The sequence below is a fragment of the Burkholderia sp. 4M9327F10 genome (genome assembly GCF_005503145.1).
Classification (GTDB): domain Bacteria; phylum Pseudomonadota; class Gammaproteobacteria; order Burkholderiales; family Burkholderiaceae; genus Paraburkholderia.
This window is the reverse complement of record NZ_SCNV01000007.1, coordinates 96506-114550: the sequence shown is the minus strand read 5'-3', so window position 1 is coordinate 114550 and position 18045 is coordinate 96506. Positions and strand designations below refer to the sequence as shown.

Below are 18045 nucleotides of genomic sequence, written 5' to 3'. Positions count from 1 at the left end.
CAGGGCCTCGGAAACGGAGAAGAACTACGAGAAAAACGCAAACGGCAGCGTAACCGCCAGATAAACGGCCAGCCCCGTCGCCGGCAGGCCGGCAGAAATCGCGGCGACCGCCAGCACACTGGCCGCGACTGTCAGCAGGAGCAAACGCATGCGGCGAGCGCGCCGCGCCGCCAACACCTCGCAGCATGCCGGGGCCGGCAAATCCTCGGATGCCGGCGCGATACGCTGACCGGGATTCATCCTTGCCATGATCGTGCCTCATTGATTGAGACATTCATTCTGGCAGCGCCGGCATATCGGACGTCTAAATAGCGCGGCGTGAAATGCAAAGGAAATGTATAGGGCGACGAGGCGCGGCACCCAGAACAAGCGGCGCCCTGTGCCTCTAAGCCGGTTCGAGCAAACGCTGAATCGCTTCTGCAAAGCGGCGCGGCTTCTCCATCATCATCAGATGCCCGCAACCGGGCAACTCCGTATAAGACGCTGCGCGTTGCCGGACCCACGGTGGGACATGCCAGCCGGCAGCCGAACGCTCGCCGCTTAGCAGATGCAGCGGGATCGTATCGATCCAGCCATCGATCATCTCCAGATAGCTGGCGCGGCCGGTGATCTCCACCACCGATGCGGCCACGCGCTGCAAGGTGCTGGCCGGCTGGAAGTCCAGATGCGCCCGGGCCTGCGCCAGCAGCGCTTCGCTTGGGGCGATACCCGCGCCCTCTAGCCACTTGCCCGGATCGGCGCGATCGGCTGCGAGGATCGCGCGCGCTTCGTCGAGCGACATGCGCGCCAGCTTCTGCGACCAGAAGGCGTCGTCGAGCGTGAAATTGCCTTCGATGCTCACCACCGACTCGACCCGTTCCGGATAGCGGGCCGCAAACAGCGCGGCAATCGCGCCGCCCACCGAATGACCGATCACATGCCAGCGTTCGCCCGCTTCGGCGTGCGACTGGATCAGGTCATGAAGAAACTCGACCTGGCCGGGCAGGCTGATCGACTCAGGCGCGACGTCGGCATAGGCGCCGTAGCCGGGCATGTCGGGAGCAATGACCGTCGCCTCGCCCAACGTTTCGGTAAGGATGGCCGGATCGAGCGAACCGATCAGGCCGTGAATCAGCAATACTCGCAATGCTTTTCGCATGGAATGCGCTCTGCCTCCTAGTGGGGTACGCGCAATGATAGCGATGAAGCATGCAAAGTGCGATCCGAGCCATCGCAACGCCGCGGCAGGCCGGACTAGCGATAGATTTGGACCGCGGCCAGAGCGTCCACAAAGCGCCCCGAGCCACGTCAACCGGGCCGCTGCCTCAGCCGTCGCGCCGCCCCACCTGCACAGCGACCGCCGCGCCGTGCATCGGCGCAGGACGCGCACGCAGCGCCTTCCACTTGCCGGCCGCCACCGCGAGCAGCAACAGGGCGCCAATGGCCACCAGATCGCCGGCCAGCCCGTTCAACCAGGCCGGCCCTCGCGCGAGCCGCACTGCCGTGTCGACGCCGATCGACACCACCGTGCCGCCGACGAAGCACACCAGCCCCTGCTTGCCCACCGTAACCACCGCCGGCAAGCGCTCGGCAATCCGGCGCAGCACTTGCATGCGGACAGCCTGGGCCACCAGCCATGCAATTGCGAGGAAGCTGACGACGCGCACCGCCGCGAGGTTCTGCTTCATGTACCCGGGCGTCGCCTGGGTTTCGAGGCACAGCTTGATGAACGCGAAGGTCAGCGCCACCGCGAGCGCCGCGCAAGTCAGCCAGCGGCCGGTCTTCGATATCTGGAACGCATGCGACACCGGATGCAGGCGGCACAGGATGCCGAGCATGAACATCAGTTGCCACGCGAAGGGATTGAATGCCCAACCTCCGGGATCGGCACTCGGCAGCGCGCGCACCAGCCATGCGGAGACCAGCCACACCACGAGGCTCACGCCTAGCGCGACAGCCGGCCGCCGGTTGGCAAGCGGCACCGAGAGCGGCACACACAGCGCGAACAAGGTGTACATCGGCAGTACGGCGGACAGGAACGGTTGATGCCGCAAGGTGACAATGCCCAGCAAGGCGCTCACCGGGCGATGCAGAAAATCGGCCCACCCGGTCTCGCCCAGCACCAGCGAGTTGACGTGCCACAGCATCAGCGACGCGCCCGCCAGCAGCATCAGCGCAGCGGTGAACAGATAGGCGCGGTAGATTTCCCATGCTCGCAGCAGGAAGCGCCGCCTGGCGGCATGTTCGCTGCGATACGTCGCGACGTTCGTGTAGGCCGCTGCCGAGGCGTAGCCGCCGAGAAACACAAAGACTTCAGCCGCGTCGCAATAGGCATAGTTGTGCAGCATGAAACGGGACAGCACGCTGCCCTGAATGTGATCGAGAGCAATGACGATCAACACGACTCCGCGCAGGAAGTCGATTTCGAGCGATCGCCGGACGGGCGAATTCATTAACGGTAACTCCGTATGCTGCACGGCCGGAATCAGCAAAGATTGCCGGGCCGCACGGGTGGATAACCGGACTGCGCAAACCTCGTGCCCCTAGACCGTATGTCACGTGGGACTGCAATTCAATTACGCGCCCTCGCCGCGATTTTTCAACGCGTTACGTCGCAACAGGCGCGCTTTATCCGTGTCCGACCCAGGCCTCTCCCGGCGGTTCCCCGCAAGATTGCATCGATTTATTTCATCGCACCGGTATGCGGGTTGATCAATGCGGCTTGATTCGGCGTGCGCCCGGACAAGACGTGACTTCACGTAGCAGGACAAAGCAGCAAGAGTCAGGAAATGATGCGCGCGAGGTGATGACGGGAGGCTGGCAGCAGCCTGTCATTTCTGCAATCGCGCAGGCCCGGTGAAGGTGGGCCGGCGGGGAAGGGAAAGCCCGCGAAGTGGCATGCAACAGCGGAGATTTTCCGCTGCTGCAGCGAGGTGTCCCGTGGCGCCGGTGTTGGCGCCTGGGCATAAAACAAATCGGCAAAAATCCAGCGACTTTCTACCGGCTTGCGCAGCGCTTTCAGCTTACAACGCGCGCTGGATTTTAAACCGATGCAACTCGTGTTTCAGGCGGCCGCGGCATGCAGCAGCGCATCGCCCTGCTCGCCTCCAAGTACATCGACGATGTCCGCAAACATGCGCGCCAGCTCGCCCGTCATCAGCGTCATGTCCGAGTCGAATTGCTCGTCGTCGTTTTGCGCGGTGGGATCGCTCGCTTCCTTGATAACGTCGAGCGCCGTCACACGCTTGATGGTCAGCGACGGGGTCAGGACAAACGACACCCGGTCGTTCCATGTCATCGCCAGACGCATGCACTGCTTGCCGGCTTCGATGTGACGGCGCATGTCCTCGACGTCGAGGTCATGTCCCACATATCGCACCGTTGCGTTGCCCTGCGCGGGGGAGCGCAGTTCGGTGTCCTGGTCGAGCGTGAAGCCGGCAGGCGCATCGCCGGACAGCAGCCACCCGGTCATCGCCGCAACCGGCGATTGCGCGACGCGCACACTGGCAAGCGGCAACTGATCGACCGATTTGACCAGCAGCCCGAGCACCTCATCGGCGACGGCTTGCGACGACGCGTCGATCACGAGCCAGCCATGCGCGGTGTCGATCCACACGCGGGTGTCGCGGCGAATGCTGAACGCGCGTGGCAGCAGTTCGTCGGTGACCTGCTCCTTCAGTTCGCGCATCTGCTTGCGGCCTACCTTGAAGCCTTGCTGCTCTTCGAGTTCGAGCGCACGCGCCTTGGTCACCTGATTGACGACCGAAGCGGGCAGCAGCTTCTTTTCGGCGCGAAATACCAGCAGCATCTGGCGGTTGATCGAGTACACGAGCGAGTCGTTATCGCGCGGCGATGCCCACCCCTGGGTCTGCATCTCGACGCTGCTGCCCGGCTGGAACGCGTGCGGCGCGAGCCACTTTTCCATCTGCTCGGGAGTAACGGACCACGGAACGGGGAGACGATGAAGCTGAAGGTTTTTGAACCACATGGGCGTACGGGCAAAGCGCACCATTCTATACGACACTCGGCGCCGCGAGGGATCGCATTGCATGCGAGAACAAATTGCACTGTATCGGTGGAGCGGTGTGGCATGCCGTCACCTTAATGCGGGTCACCATCGCCCAATTCATTAGCATGCCTATGTTTTAGAGGGCGAACCGGACCACCTACGCCGCTGATTCCCCTTGACTATGCCGATACGCACACTCGCCATTCTCAAATCCGCCGAGACACACCATCGAGCGCCGGGGTCCACACCGGGAATGCCTCCAGATTCAAGCACGGCCGCTATCTTCAAGGGGTTTCCATGTTGCCCCAGATTTTGCTCCGCTATCCGCCTCACGCTCAGCGGCGCCGATTGCCCCTCCGCTTTCTGCCTAAATCACCTAGACTTTTGGCATGGAGTGGAAATCGATGGAGGCTGCGATGGCGGAATCGATGGTCAGCATCGTGGTGGGATTGGTCGTGCTCGTCACCGGGATCATGATCCTCAGTGCGCACTACCGGCGCGAGCATCACCGGACGCGCTCGCTGGAACGGCTCGACGGCCACCGGCTGTGGGACCGGATGCGGCATCGGCACTGAGGCGCACGCCGGCCCGAACACCCCGGTGACAGCGACGCCCCTGCGGCGGCTTGCCCGCTGCGTCACGCAGGTTGCGCGCACGGCTCGAACGGAGGCAACCATGTCCGATGAAACCCATGCCTGGCAAACAGTCGAATACGAAGGTTTCGAAATCCACGTGTCGCCGCGCCCTCAGGAGCCCGACGCGCCGCCCGGCAAGAGCCGCTTCACCTACCTCGGCTACGTTTGCCACCCGGGTGCCGATCCGGCGATTCCGGGGCACGCGGTGCCGTTCCATGCGGACGGCGAGGAATGGTTTGCCAGTTTCGAGGACGCGCGTTACGAAGCAGTGCATGCCGGACGCAGTATCGTCGACGGCACGCATCCGGACCTCTCGGTGCTTTCGCTGGTGACGGGCGGCGTATAGGCGTATAGGCGTATAGGCCCATACACCTATACGCCGCCGCAAAGGCCATGACCTAAGGCAGGCGCCCGGTCATGGCCGAATCTCGCCCGCTCCACGCCACACCCGCAGGACCATCGCGCCCGGAAATCTGCTGCGCAAGCAGAAGCATGCGCTGATTCGCGCTGTCCGGCGCAAACGTCGCCACCTTTTCCTGCGCGCTCTGAACCAGGCTTCGGCGCAGCAAGGTGTCCGTACACAGACGCTCGATCGCGCGCGCCATTTCGTCCACATCGCCGATCGGCACCAGCATGCCGGCCTTGCCGCCTTCGAGCAGATCGCGCGGACCGGTCGGGCAATCCGTGGAAATCACCGGCGTGCCGAGCGCCATCGCCTCACCCAGCACCATTCCGAAGCCCTCGTAACGGCTGCTCAGCACCAGCATTTCGGCCTGACGAATGTACGGGAACGGGTTCGAGCAGAAGCCGAGAAAGTGAACCGACTTGCGAATCCCGAGTTCGACGGCCAGTTGCTCGAGCGCGGCCTGGTCGGGCCCCTCGCCGATCAGCACGAGGTCGGGCGAACTCAACCCTCGCGCGCGAAACTGGGCGAACGCGCGCAGCAAGGTCTTATGGTCCTTTTGCCCTTCATCGAGGCGCGCCACCGAGACGATAAAAGTTTCCGCCGGACGCTCAATCTCCTTGCGAGCCTGCAGGCGCAGCGACTCCACGTCGATGACGTTGGGCAGCTCCACCAGATTCACGCGGCCGGGCGGAAATAGCTGCTGCCCCTCGCGCAACATGTCGGGCGTCAGCACCGCAATGGCGGCATAGCGGGAGTATTGCCTGGTGCGGCGTGCCAGATAGCGCGCGCTCTTGTCGCGAAGGCGCGTGGCAAGACTGAAGTGACTCACGCCGAACCACGGCACCTTACCGGCGCCGGCCAGGTGGCGCAGCGAAAAATCGAAGTCGCAGACAATATCCTGATCGCGCATGATCTGCCGAAAACGCATCCCGGCGAGGGGCCGGATCAGGCCGAAGGTGAGCACCTTGTGCAGCAGCTTGAGCGAGCCGCCCAGCTTGCCCTGGCGGCGCGTCTCGTGCAGCGAGTTCATCCACTTCGACGACGCCAGCACGTGCACGGGTACGTCGTCGGGAATCGAATGGGCGCGCCAGAACAGTAATTCGTCAGTCGGATAGGTGACGCACACGCTAGGCGCAAAAAGACGCCGGTCGAGTGTCTTCAACCACGCGAGCAGCGCCGTTTCCGTGCCGCCCTTGCCGAAATCGTTGATGTGAAACAGGATGCGCCGCGGCGGATCGTGCAGTTCGGTGCGGTCATGCCGGCCATCGTATTTCATACTATCAATGCGTCCAGACTTGGCTTCAACAGGTGACGGTGAGAACGGAGATTGCGGGCGCGCACTTCAGCGAGGCCCGTGGGACGAGCGCCGCATTGTTCCGGCCGGGTCGGTCTTTTGCTGGGCGGCGCCCAGCAAAAGACCCGCAAACGACCAGAAAGCGAGCATGGTGGTCTGCCACATGAAATCGTCGGTGGTATTTTTTGCGATCATACCCGCAACCAGCGCGATGCCTGCCGCGCACAGCCATGGGTCATTGCGCCGCACGCGCCAGAAACCGCGCACCAGAGCCAGCAGCAAGGCGGTTTCCAGCGCGACGCCGATGACACCGGTCTGCAGCCAGGTATTGAGGAACAGATTGTGGGCGTGGGTCAGCGCCTGGGGCTCGATGGCCAGCAGGCTTTGCGGCATCTCCTGCTGGTAGACCATGCCAGGCAGCGGCTTGCCGAAGCCGACACCGATCCACGTGTGCCGCTTCGCCTCCATAGTGTAAAACGCCCACAGTTTCGGCCGCGTGTCAGACGACACCGTGTCGCCGATACTGGAAAATGCCTGCGGAACAACCACCTGATGGCCCTCGATCGCGACATCGCGCGACGGCGCCGCGGACACGGCGGCGCCCAGCCGCAGCCGCGCGCTGTACTCCAGCGTGCCGACACCCGCCGCGCCCACAACGGCAAATGCCAGCAACGCGAGCAGCACGTGGCGGCGGTACCAGGGAAATAGCGCGACCAGCAGCGTCGCCGCGGCGGCCGGCCAGAAAAACCGGTTGAGCGTCGCAAGGCCGATGAACAGGCACAGCACGAGGCCGCTCAGGCCGAATACGCGCCAGCCGGGACGCAACAGCACGCCGGCGAACAACGCCATGGTGAACACCACCATCGTGCTGGTATGGCCGACCCGGTTATAGAAATGGAGTGGAAACGTGTTGGCGGTAGGCGGCTGCAGATGCCCCCAATAGAGCGCGCTGATCAGGGCCAGCAGTACGCAGGCCAGCCAGCTTACCAGCACGAACGGGGCGAGCCGCTGCGTGCGCGTACCGAGCAGCCAGAAGCCCCAGAACGACACCAGCGGATAGAGCACCTCGTCGCACCAGGCGTGAATGCTGACCGCGGGATAGGCCGACCATGCCACTGCGGCGAGACTCCAGAGCGCCCAGCAGGCGATCGGCACAAGCAGCGGCCAGCGGAGGAACGCCGGACGCTGCGGCGAACAGGCCGCGGCCAGTGTGCCGAGCGCCAGCAGCGCGAGCGCGTTGAACACGACAGCCGTCATGTGCCCGAACATCACCGCAAACAGGATAACCGGACAGGCAATCCACAGGACACGCTCGACGCGGGTGAACGTGTTGGTCATTGCACTTCCACCAGAACGTTTTGCAATGCGTTGAACACCGACTCGACCGAGATGCGTCCCATGCAATCGGCGTGGTCGCCCTTCCAGGCAACGCAACTGGTGGAGTTGCGGTCACAGCGCCGAACCCATGCCACCTCGCGCCTGAAAATAAACGGTTGATCGCGGCACGGCATGTCAGCGATCGTCACCGGCGCGAACGGTACTTCACTCCAATAGCGGCCCGCGCCATGAATCTGTGCATTGCCGGGGCCGAACAGCGCCACCGTCGGCACCCCGATCAGTCGCCCAAGATGCGCGACACCCGTGTCCGGGCAGACCACCGCCCTGGCGCCGGCGAACAGGTGCCACAACTCGCCGAGTCCGACCCGCCCGGCCAGATTGGGGTGATGCGGGTCCGGGTCGATGGTGCGGATCAGGTCCGCCTCGCCCGGGCCGCCGCTCCACACCGGAATATAGCCGAGCGCCTCGACACGCTGCGCAAGCTCGCGCCAGCGCGCATCGGGCCAGCGCTTGACTTCGGTGCTCGCGCCAGGATGCAGCACGACGTAAGGTTGGGTAAGCAGATGGGCATCCGGCAGCGCCGCGTGTGCAGGCGCCGGCCAATCGGCCGGTCGGTAAGCGCACGGCGGCGCGCCTTCGATCAGCTCGGTGGCCAGGTCCGCCCATGCCGCCGGTGCAGCGGGATACGGCACCCTGCGGTTGACCGGCCAGTTCTTCCACGCCGGCACGTCACCCGCATGCGCGACGATCCAGCGGCAGCCCGCGCCGAGCGCGAGCCAGCTATGCCGGTTGTCGCCGAGCACCAGACCGAGATCGTACGGACCAGAATCCAGCACGCCCCTGACGGAACCGAGGTCGCGCGGGTCGAACGGCAAAGCGGTGACGCCGAAGGGCCGGCCGGCATACAGCGGCATGATCGCCTTCGGACACGCAAGAACGATCTGCGCCAGCGGATATTGCGCCCGCAGCTTGGCCAGCAACGGCGTAAGCAGCAACGTGTCGCCCAGCAACAGATGATGCGCGAGGAGAATGCGTTGTACAGACGCCGGTGGGCGGCGCAACGGCTTGAGCATGAGGCGCGGAATGGCCCGCGCGAAGATGCGGATACGCCCGGACAGTCGGCTCATTGGGTCATCGGCACGTTGGTTCCGTCCGTGATCCGGCTACTTGCCGGCAGCCGGCTCGAGGTCGCGTTGCCCATGCAGAGTCTCCAGCGGCATTCTTGTCGATAACTTGCGCTCCAGCGCACGATTATGCCGCACACGGCACGGCCGGCGCGGTGACTGCGGGCACCCTGCCCACTCCATCTGGCTGCGGCGGCACCGCAGGCGAAGTGAAAAGATAAACAGGTCGGCCTTTGGTCAGACCAGCGGCGATATGACGAAAAATTATAACATGCAAGGCAGGCCGGAAAGCCGCACGGACGGGCCTGCGCGGGCAGGCGCGGGGGGCGTCCGGGCGGTCGGCGCGGGCCCGGCATCGGTCAATTTCCGCCGTGCATGCGCCTCGCCAACGCGAGCAACGCGTCGACATGGCCGGCTACGCTCGCGTCGTACAACACTGCGCCGCGCGCCACTTCCGCCTGGGTCGGCGCTGCGCCGGCAAGCCGCTGCTGGACGGCACGAGCGAGCGCTGCACGCAGGCTGGCCTCGTCATCCGGCGCAAACACGAACTTGGCGTGCGCCGCAATCGCGTCGCAACAGCCGATGCTCGACGGAAAGATCACCGGCGTGCCGCACATCACCGACTCGACGCCGACCAACCCGAACGGCTCGTACTTCGATGCGAGGATCGTGAAATCGGCCGCGCGGTAGCCGTCCTCGATCTCCTTCACATAACCGATGTAGCGCACCCGCTCCGAGCTGCGCGCGGGCGGCCGCCCCGCCACCGCGAGCACCACAGGCAGCGTGGTATCGCGCAGCGCGGCTTCAATCAGCGGCAAGCCTTTGCGCTCGTGGCTACTCGATGGAAATAGCAGCACGATCTCGTCATCCGCGAAACCGAACTTGCGGCGCAGTTCGGCGCGCCGCGTGGCGTCGACCGGCGCAAAGCGCGTGCCGTCGACTGGCGGATACAACACCTCTATCTTCGCGTCATCGATTCCGTAGAGTTCGCGCAGTTCGTCATGCATCAACTGCGAGTGCGCGACGATCACCTTCGACGTCTCGTACTGGCGGCGCTCCAGCGCGATCTGCCAGCCGTCCGAGCGCTTGCGCGGCCGCCCGGTAGCACGCAGGAAGCCACGGTGGGTGCCGCCGCAGATGGCAATCTCGGACGAGTCGACCCGGTTGCAGCCGATCAGTACATCGACCTTCGCCGCGCGACGCGCATGGCGCAGCCGCCAGGAAAACCAGAGATCGCGCAGCTTGCCAGGCAGGAATGAAACGTTGATGCAATGCGGCTCGACCATACGGCTTTCCGGCACCGACATGTCGAAACGGCGCGCGAAGAAAACCAGATCAATGCTCGCGGCAGCGAAGCCGCGCACCAGATCCATCGCGTAGCGCTCCAGGCCGCCGCTATGTTTCAGCGCATTACTTGAGAGTCCGATTCTCATTGTTCAGTCGAGTACGGGCGATGATGCTTCACTTCATCACTTCATAGGCAAAGGGCGGACAGCCGTGCGGCTACTACGAACCGGCACGGCTAAGGCTAAAGCTACGGTCTGGATTAGAGCACACGCAGGATGCGATTGACTTTCAGTTTGGCCTCAGCCAACAGGTCAAGCCGCGTTTTGCTGGAACTGGATGCGATGCAGATGCGCGTACAGGCCGTCCTGCTCGAGCAGTTCGCGATGACTGCCGCGTTCGACGATCCGCCCCGCTTCCAGCACCAGAATCCGGTCCGCGCGCTCGATGGTCGAGAGCCGGTGCGCGATAACGAGCGTGGTGCGCCCCTTCATGAGGGTTTCCAGCGCGGCCTGCACGTGGCGCTCCGATTCGGAATCGAGCGCCGAAGTGGCCTCGTCGAGAATCAGGATCGGCGCGTCCTTGTAGATGGCGCGTGCGATCGCCAGACGCTGGCGTTGACCACCGGAAAGCATCAGGCCGTTGTCGCCGACCAGCGTCTCGGTGCCCTTCGGCATGGATTGCACCGTGTCCCACAGGTTCGCCGCCTGCAGTGCAGCCTTGACCTTGCCGGGATCCGCGGTTTGGCCGTAGGCGACATTGTGCGCAATCGTATCGTTGAACAGCACGACGTCCTGGCTCACCATCGCGATCTGGCTGCGCAGCGCATGAATGCCGTATTCGGGCAAGGCCACGCCGTCGACCAGGATCTCGCCGCCGGTCGGATCGAAGAAACGCGGCAGCAGATTGACGAGCGTGGTCTTGCCGCTGCCCGACGGGCCGGCGAGCGCCACCATTTCGCCGGGCGCAACCTTGAACGATACGCGGTCAAGGGTTTGCCGGTCGTGCGTGCTTGTCGAACCGTAGTTGAACGAGACATCGCGGAACTCGACTTCGCCGGAAGCGTGCTCGAGCGGCTTGCCGCCGCCCTGCGGCTCGGCCGGTTCGTCGATCAGGCCGAAGATCAGCTCGGCAGCGGTCATGCCGCGTTGCAGCGGCTGGTTGACGTCCATCAGGTGCTTGAGCGGCGAGACGATCAGCAGCATCGACGTAATGAACGAAACGAAACCGCCAACCGTGGTGCTGCCATGCGCCGATTGCACGACCGCAATCGTCACCACGACCGCAACCGCGACCGACGCCAGAAACTGGGTCAACGGCTGGGCAAGTCCGCCGGACGTCGTCATGCGCAACGAGTAGCCGCGCAGGCGCCGGCTCATTTCGGCAAAGCGGTCAATTTCGTACTGCTCGCCGTTGTGTACCTTGACCACCTTGTAGCCGCCCACCGTCTCCTCGACGATGTAGGACAGCTCATTGGTAAGCATCTGGTTTTCGCGATTGAGCCGGCGCAGCTTGCGGTTGATCTTGCCGATCACCCAACCGATCAGCGGCAGCATCACCGCGACAATCAGCGTCAACTTCCAGTCGAGATAGAACAGATAGCCAAGCAGGAACAGGACCGTCAGCGAATCGCGCACCAGCGTGACCATCACGCCCAGCAGCACGTTGAGAATCTGGTTGACCTCAAAGACAATTGCGTTGATGACGGTGCTGGCCGTCTCACGCTGGAAAAAGCCGACGCTGGTATGGACCAGCCGGTCGAACATCTCCAGGCGCAAACGCAGCAGGATCGTATTCGAGACGTACGCGATCAGGTAGCCCGACGCGTATTGGGAGACACCCCGCACCACCGCGAGCCCGATCACACCGAGCGGCACAATCCACGCGAGGCCGCTGGCGGCATGCGCACCGAAGCCCTTGTCGAGCAGGGGCTTGAGCAGCACGGGAATCAGTGCGTCGGTGCCGGCGCTCACGCCCATCGAGGCAATCGCACCAAGCAGGGTCCACAGGACCGGTTTGATATACGGCCAGAGTCGGCGTAGCAAGGCGAAGGGCGACGAGGCATCGCCTTGTCCACCACCGATAACTTTGCTTAACGTGGGCTTCGCGCTCAAGGAATCCTCTAGAAAGGCGAACTCGGCGTCCGCCCAGTGAGCAGACGCACAAAATACTGCATTGTAAACGCTTGGCGATCGCGGCGACCGAGCGGTTGTGGCGGCCAACACCTCGCTGACAACCGGCTTTCATCAAGGGCGCGGCAACCCGCCTGGGTATCCGTGCTGGCCGCAGGCATTTCGCCGGGTCAGGCTGCCACAGGTTGCCAAGCCAACGCCCGCGCCCGCGCCCGCGCCCGCGCCCGCCAGCAGAGATAACCCGGCCTCGCGCTGTGCGCTGTGTATACTTGCGCGACGCGTTTTTCCGACCCCGCACCTTCCCCGCTATTCCGGCATGAAAGAAACCACCCTCGGCGTCGCCCTCATCACCAGGAACGCGGCGGCGCGCCTCGCCGAATGCCTCAGCGCCGTGGCGTTCGCGGATGCGATTGTCGTAATCGACGGCGGCAGCACCGACGGCACCGTCGAAATAGCCCGCGCGCACGGCGCCCGGGTGCTGCAGCAGGCCGACTGGCCCGGTTTCGGACCGCAAAAGAACCGCGCGCTCGACGCGCTCGACACCGACTGGATCCTTTCCATTGATGCCGACGAAGTCGTCACGCCGGAGCTTGCCGCGGCAATCCGCGCCGCAATCGCCGCGCCGGCCGCCGAGGTCTACGCCGTCGACCGCCTGTCGAGCTTCTGCGGCCACTGGATCCACCATAGCGGCTGGTATCCGGACTGGATTCCGCGTCTTTTCAGGCGCGGCGCCGCACGCTTCTCGGACGATCTCGTGCACGAACGGCTGGTGTTCGATACCCCGGCGCAGCGGCTCTCCGGCAAGCTGATGCACTACTCTTACGAGGACTTCGAAACCGTACTGCGCAAGCTCGACGCGTATTCGACAGCCGGCGCGCAGCAACGTCATGCTGCGGGCAAAAGCGGCAGTTTCGGCAAGGCGCTGGGACGTGGGCTGTGGGCGTTCGTCCGCACGTACGTGCTGCGGCGCGGCTTTCTCGACGGACGCGCCGGCTTCATGATCGCGGTGTTCAATGCGGAAACGGTCTACTACCGGTTCCTGAAGCTCGCGCGCCTGAGCGCACGCGAGCGGTAAGAGCGGCGCCGGGCCGGCGCCGTATCCCCTAATACACGATTTCGATCGAACTACCGGCGAACTCGCCACGCAACGCCGCAAGCAGTTCGTCAGTGGGCTTCACGCGCCAGGCGTCGCCGAGGCGCACTTCACCTTCTGCATTCTCGCTGCGATAGACGATCTGCACCGCGAGCCCGTTCGGAATCTGCACCGCCTGGCGCTGACGCCCGCCGTCGCCGCCGCCGAAACCGCCGCTGCGGCCTCCACCACCGCCACCGCGGGCCGGCGCGGCAGGCGCCTGCGCAGCTTGCGGCTCGTCGGCACCGGCGCTGTGCGCCTCCAGCACACGACGCAGCGCGAGCGCATCGGCGTTGCCGTTCATCTGCACCTTGACGGCTTCGGCGTAGCGGCAACGGGCGCGGCCGAGGTCCATCACGGTGTCGACCGTAAAGCGGATGCCGCCGGTAAACGCATCGTTACGTGCCTGGCCCTGCACGACCAGCAGTTCATCTTCCTTGAAGAGCTGCTTGTGGGCCTCGAACGTCTCGTTGAAAACCGTCACTTCGCATTGACCGGTGCCGTCGTCGAGCAGCGCAATCAGCATCTTGCCGCGCTGGGTCATCTGCGTGCGCAGCGAGGCGATCACGCCGGCGATCAGCTTGTCGCGCCCTTCCTTCAACTCGCCGATCTTCTGGCGCGCAAAGCGGCGCACTTCGTCCTTGTAAGCGTCGAACAGATGGCCCGAGAGGTAGAAGCCAAGCGCGCCCTTCTCTTCCTGAAGCTTCTTCTTTTCCGGCCACTCGGGTTCGTCGACCAGTTCATGGCCTTGCGACGGCGCGTCGCCCATATCGAAGAGGCCCGCCTGCATCGCGTTGGCGCTCGCCTGGTCGGCGGCTTCCATGGCGAGCGAAACCGACGCGATCAACTGCGCGCGATTCGCATGCAGTGCATCGAACGCACCGGCGCGGATCAGCGCTTCGATGGTCCGGCGATTGACCACGCGGCGGTCGATGCGGTTGCAGAAATCGAACAGGTCAACAAACGGACCTTCTTCGCGGGCGCGCAGGATTTCTTCGATCGCGTTCTGGCCGCTGCCCTTGATGGCGCCAAGACCGTAGCGAATCGTCTTCGAACGCTTGCCGTCGGCTTCCGCCACCGGTTCGAAGCGATACGCGGACAGGTTGATGTCCGGCGGCAACACGGCCATCTTGTTCGTGATGCAGTCTTCGAACAGGATCTTGACCTTGTCGGTATCGTCCATGGCGAGCGACATATTCGCTGCCATGAATTCGGCCGGATGGTGCGCCTTCAGCCATGCGGTGTGATACGCGAGCAGTGCATAGGCGGCCGCGTGCGACTTGTTGAAGCCGTAGCCGGCGAACTTCTCCATCAAGTCGAAGATTTCGTCGGCCTTCTCGGCGGTGAGCCCGTTCGTCGCGGCGCCCTGGCGGAACAGCTCGCGATGCTGGGCCATTTCCTCGGCCTTCTTCTTACCCATCGCGCGGCGCAGCAAGTCAGCGCCGCCCAGCGAGTAGCCGCCGATGATCTGCGCCATCTGCATCACCTGCTCCTGGTAGACCATGATGCCGTAGGTCTCTTTCAGGATGGGCTCGACGCGCGGATCGGGATACTCGACCACCTCGCGGCCGTGCTTACGCGCACAGAAGCTCGGGATCAGGTCCATCGGGCCTGGACGGTACAACGCCACCAGCGCGATGATGTCCTCGAAGCGGTCAGGCTGGGCGTCTTTCAGCATGCCTTGCATGCCGCGGCTTTCCAGCTGGAACACGGCGACCGTATTGGCCTTCTTGAGGATCGTGAACGACGACGGGTCGTCGAGCGGCACTTGCGCGAGCGACCAGTCCTGCTTCGACGGATCGAGCCTGCGGATATAGCGCTCGGCCCAGTCGAGAATGGTGAGCGTGGTCAGGCCCAGAAAGTCGAACTTGACGAGGCCGACCGCTTCCACGTCGTCCTTGTCGTACTGGCTGACCACACCGCTCTCGTCGCCCTGCGTATACAGCGGACAGAAATCGGTCAGCTTGCCAGGAGCGATCAGCACGCCGCCCGCGTGCATGCCGACGTTACGCGTCAGGCCCTCGACGCGCTGCGCGAGTTCGAGCAACTGATGCACTTCGTCTTCGTTGTCGAAACGCTCCTGCAGGAGCGGCTCTTCCTTCATCGCGTCGGCAATGGTGACGTGCTTGCCGGGCTTGAACGGAATCAGCTTGGCGACGCCGTCCGTGAACATGTAGCCGAGATCGAGCACACGGCCGATGTCGCGCACAGCCGCCTTCGCCGCCATGGTGCCGAACGTGGCGATCTGCGACACCGCGTCCGCGCCGTACTTGTCCTTCACGTACTGAATGACGCGATCGCGCCCGTGCTGGCAAAAGTCGATGTCGAAGTCAGGCATCGACACCCGTTCCGGATTCAGGAAACGTTCGAACAGCAGGTTGTAGCGCAGCGGGTCGAGATCGGTCACGCCAAGCGCATACGCGACGAGCGACCCCGCGCCCGAACCCCGGCCCGGCCCCACCGGCACGCCGTTGTTCTTGGCCCAGTTGATGAAGTCCGCCACGATCAGGAAGTAGCCCGGGAAGCCCATCTTGATGATCGTGCCGCACTCGAATTCGAGGCGCTTGTAGTACGTCTCGCGCTGTGCGTCGCGCTCCGCCTCGTTCGGGTACAACTGTTCGAGGCGCTTTTCCAGCCCCTCTTTTGACAGATGCACCAGATAGTCGTCTAGCGACATGCCATCCGGCGTTGGGAACAGCGGCAGCTTGGGCTTGCCGAGTTCGAGCGTCAGATTGCAGCGCCGGGCGATTTCAACTGTATTGGCGAGCGCGGAGGGAATGTCCGCGAACAGCGCGGCCATTTCGTCTTGCGAGCGGAAATACTGCTCGGTTGTGAAGCGCTTCTGACGGCGCGGATTGGCGAGCATGTCGCCTTCCGAGATACACACGCGCGCTTCGTGCGCGGTGAAGTCGTCCGGCGTCATGAACTGCAACGGGTGGGTGGCGACCACCGGCAGTTTCAGCGAGGCCGCGAGCGCGACTGCCTGCTGCACATAGGCTTCGCCGCCCGGCTGGCCGCAGCGCTGCAACTCGATGTAAAAGGCGTTGGGGAAGACCTTGGCCCAATGCTGCGCATTGCGTTTGGCCGCTTCCTCGTTACCGGCCGCGAGCGCCATGCCGATGTCGCCGGTCTGCGCGCCGGACAGCGCGAGCAGCCCTTCGCCAAGGCCGGTTTCAAGCCAGCCCGCTTCGACTTCGGCACGACCGCGATATTGATTGGTGAGCCACGCCTTGGTCAGCAGCTCGCACAGATTCAGATAGCCGCGCTTGTCTTTAACCAGCAGCAGCAAGCGCGAAGGCTTGTCGCGATCATCCGGATTGGTGATCCAGATGTCGCATCCGGCAATGGGTTTGACCCCTTTGCCACGGGCTTCCTTGTAGAAACGGACGAGGCCGAAGGCGTTGCCGAGGTCGGTGAGCGCGAGCGCGCCCTGACCGTCTTTGGCCGCGGCCGCGACAATGTCGTCAAGGCGCACGATGCCGTCGGCAATCGAGAATTCGGAGTGAACGCGGAGATGAACGAAGCGGGGATCTGACATGGGCGTTATTGTAACCCCACCCTCCCGAAGAATTGAGACGAAACGGACGGGTTAGCCATCCGGCCAGGGGGTGGCCAGCGGACGTAGCCGGGGCCGCTTGCGTGAGCCCTGCGGGGCGGGCCGGGCAAGCCAAATCACGCTTGCCTTGCGCTGCCGCAACGCAATAGCCATGCGGCCGACTCGGGCAATCCGGCCGGTTGAGGGATAATACGGGTTTCGCCCCATTTGCCGTGGCCGCGCCACGCACGCGGCCCTTGCTGCCGCCCGTGCCATTTGCAGCGCCGCCGGGCCACTTTACCGCTGGACCATCATGAGTATCGTCAATCTCGCCGCCTATCAATTCGCGACCATCGAAACCACTGCCGAGTGGCGTCCGCTCGTTACCGAGCGCTGCAACGCACTGGGCCTGCGCGGCACGATCCTGCTCGCGCCGGAGGGCATCAACCTGTTCGTCGCGGGCGCGCCGGAAGCGGCAAACGCGTTTATCGACTACATCCGTCACGATCCGCTGTTCGAAGGCAAGTTCGCGAACCTGCAGTTCAAGGAAAGCCTGTCGGAGAAGCAGCCGTTCCGCCGCATGCTGGTGAAGCTCAAGCGCGAGATCATCACCATGAAGAAGCCGGCGATCCGCCCGGAACTGGGCCGCGCGCCGTCCGTGGACGCACCCACGCTGAAGGCCTGGCTCGACCGCGGCCACGACGACGCGGGCCGCCCGGTGGTAATGCTGGACACGCGCAACGCGTTTGAAGTGGACGTAGGCACGTTCGACGACGCGCTCGACTACCGGATCAACAAATTCAGCGAGTTTCCGGCGGTGATCGAACAGAACCGTGCGGACCTGGAAGGCAAGACGGTCGTATCGTTCTGCACGGGCGGGATTCGTTGCGAAAAGGCGGCGATCCACATGAAGGAAGTGGGCATCGAGAACGTGTACCAGCTCGAAGGCGGCATCCTGAAGTATTTCGAGGAAGTGGGCGGCGCCCATTACCACGGCGAGTGCTTCGTGTTCGACTACCGCACGGCGCTGGACCCGGAACTGAAACCGACCGCAACGGCACAATGCTTCGGCTGCCGCGCCGTGGTGAGCCCGGAGGCCCAGCAGTCGCCGCTGTACGTGCCCGGCAAAACGTGCCCGGAATGCCATCCGGAGCGCAACGCCGCGCGTGCGGCGTGA

The 18045-nt window shown here is 64.1% G+C and carries 14 protein-coding genes; 4 read left to right on the top strand and 10 right to left on the bottom strand.

Translation table 11 applies throughout. The features are described from left to right. Positions 1-24: 24 nt before the first annotated feature. From FFS45_RS09920 to FFS45_RS09905, 4 genes are all read right to left on the bottom strand, one after another. Positions 25-249, bottom strand: coding sequence for a hypothetical protein (locus tag FFS45_RS09920; RefSeq protein ID WP_137954463.1), 225 nt, complete (start codon positions 247-249; stop codon positions 25-27). 136 nt (positions 250-385) lie between these two features. Then, on the bottom strand, positions 386-1138 hold the full coding sequence (locus tag FFS45_RS09915) for an alpha/beta hydrolase (protein ID WP_137954462.1): 753 nt from the start codon (positions 1136-1138) through the stop codon (positions 386-388). A gap of 166 nt (positions 1139-1304) precedes the next feature. Then, a complete protein-coding gene (locus FFS45_RS09910) occupies positions 1305-2432 on the bottom strand; it encodes an OpgC domain-containing protein (protein ID WP_137954461.1) in 1128 nt (375 codons plus the stop codon). Between the two features lie 611 nt (positions 2433-3043). Then, positions 3044-3967: a recombination-associated protein RdgC gene (locus tag FFS45_RS09905; RefSeq protein ID WP_137954460.1), complete on the bottom strand. Its 924-nt coding sequence runs from the start codon at positions 3965-3967 to the stop codon at positions 3044-3046. A gap of 410 nt (positions 3968-4377) precedes the next feature. On the opposite strand from FFS45_RS09905, the gene FFS45_RS09900 reads away from it, so the two are divergent. After that, the gene (locus tag FFS45_RS09900; protein WP_137954459.1) at positions 4378-4563 is read left to right on the top strand and encodes a hypothetical protein; all 186 of its coding nucleotides are present in this window, start codon (positions 4378-4380) and stop codon (positions 4561-4563) included. Between the two features lie 100 nt (positions 4564-4663). Further along, positions 4664-4969, top strand: coding sequence for a hypothetical protein (locus FFS45_RS09895; RefSeq protein WP_137954458.1), 306 nt, complete (start codon positions 4664-4666; stop codon positions 4967-4969). Positions 4970-5021: 52 nt separating this feature from the next. Here the strand turns inward: FFS45_RS09895 and FFS45_RS09890 are convergent, their stop codons facing one another. The 5 genes from FFS45_RS09890 to msbA all read right to left on the bottom strand — a co-directional run bounded on the left by FFS45_RS09890 (position 5022) and on the right by msbA (position 12183). Then, a complete protein-coding gene (locus FFS45_RS09890; protein ID WP_137954457.1) occupies positions 5022-6305 on the bottom strand; it encodes a glycosyltransferase in 1284 nt (427 codons plus the stop codon). Between the two features lie 66 nt (positions 6306-6371). Then, on the bottom strand, positions 6372-7661 hold the full coding sequence (locus FFS45_RS09885) for an O-antigen ligase family protein (protein WP_137954456.1): 1290 nt from the start codon (positions 7659-7661) through the stop codon (positions 6372-6374). After that, positions 7658-8788, bottom strand: a complete 1131-nt coding sequence (locus FFS45_RS09880) for a glycosyltransferase family 9 protein (RefSeq protein ID WP_137954455.1) — start codon at positions 8786-8788, stop codon at positions 7658-7660. The genes FFS45_RS09885 and FFS45_RS09880 overlap by 4 nt, the downstream gene beginning before the upstream one ends. A 356-nt stretch (positions 8789-9144) precedes the next feature. Next, positions 9145-10218, bottom strand: coding sequence for a glycosyltransferase family 4 protein (locus FFS45_RS09875; RefSeq protein WP_137954454.1), 1074 nt, complete (start codon positions 10216-10218; stop codon positions 9145-9147). A gap of 165 nt (positions 10219-10383) precedes the next feature. Beyond that, on the bottom strand, positions 10384-12183 hold the full coding sequence (msbA, locus tag FFS45_RS09870; RefSeq protein WP_137954453.1) for a lipid A export permease/ATP-binding protein MsbA: 1800 nt from the start codon (positions 12181-12183) through the stop codon (positions 10384-10386). A gap of 334 nt (positions 12184-12517) precedes the next feature. On the opposite strand from msbA, the gene FFS45_RS09865 reads away from it, so the two are divergent. Continuing rightward, the gene (locus tag FFS45_RS09865) at positions 12518-13276 is read left to right on the top strand and encodes a glycosyltransferase family 2 protein (protein ID WP_137954452.1); all 759 of its coding nucleotides are present in this window, start codon (positions 12518-12520) and stop codon (positions 13274-13276) included. A 28-nt stretch (positions 13277-13304) separates the two neighbouring features. On the opposite strand, the gene dnaE is transcribed toward FFS45_RS09865, so the two are convergent. Continuing rightward, a complete protein-coding gene (gene dnaE / locus FFS45_RS09860) occupies positions 13305-16880 on the bottom strand; it encodes a DNA polymerase III subunit alpha (RefSeq protein WP_137954451.1) in 3576 nt (1191 codons plus the stop codon). A gap of 301 nt (positions 16881-17181) precedes the next feature. Here dnaE and FFS45_RS09855 point away from each other — a divergent pair, with 301 nt between their 5' ends. Then, complete coding sequence (locus FFS45_RS09855) at positions 17182-18045, top strand: sulfurtransferase (RefSeq protein ID WP_137954450.1); 864 nt, start codon at positions 17182-17184, stop codon at positions 18043-18045.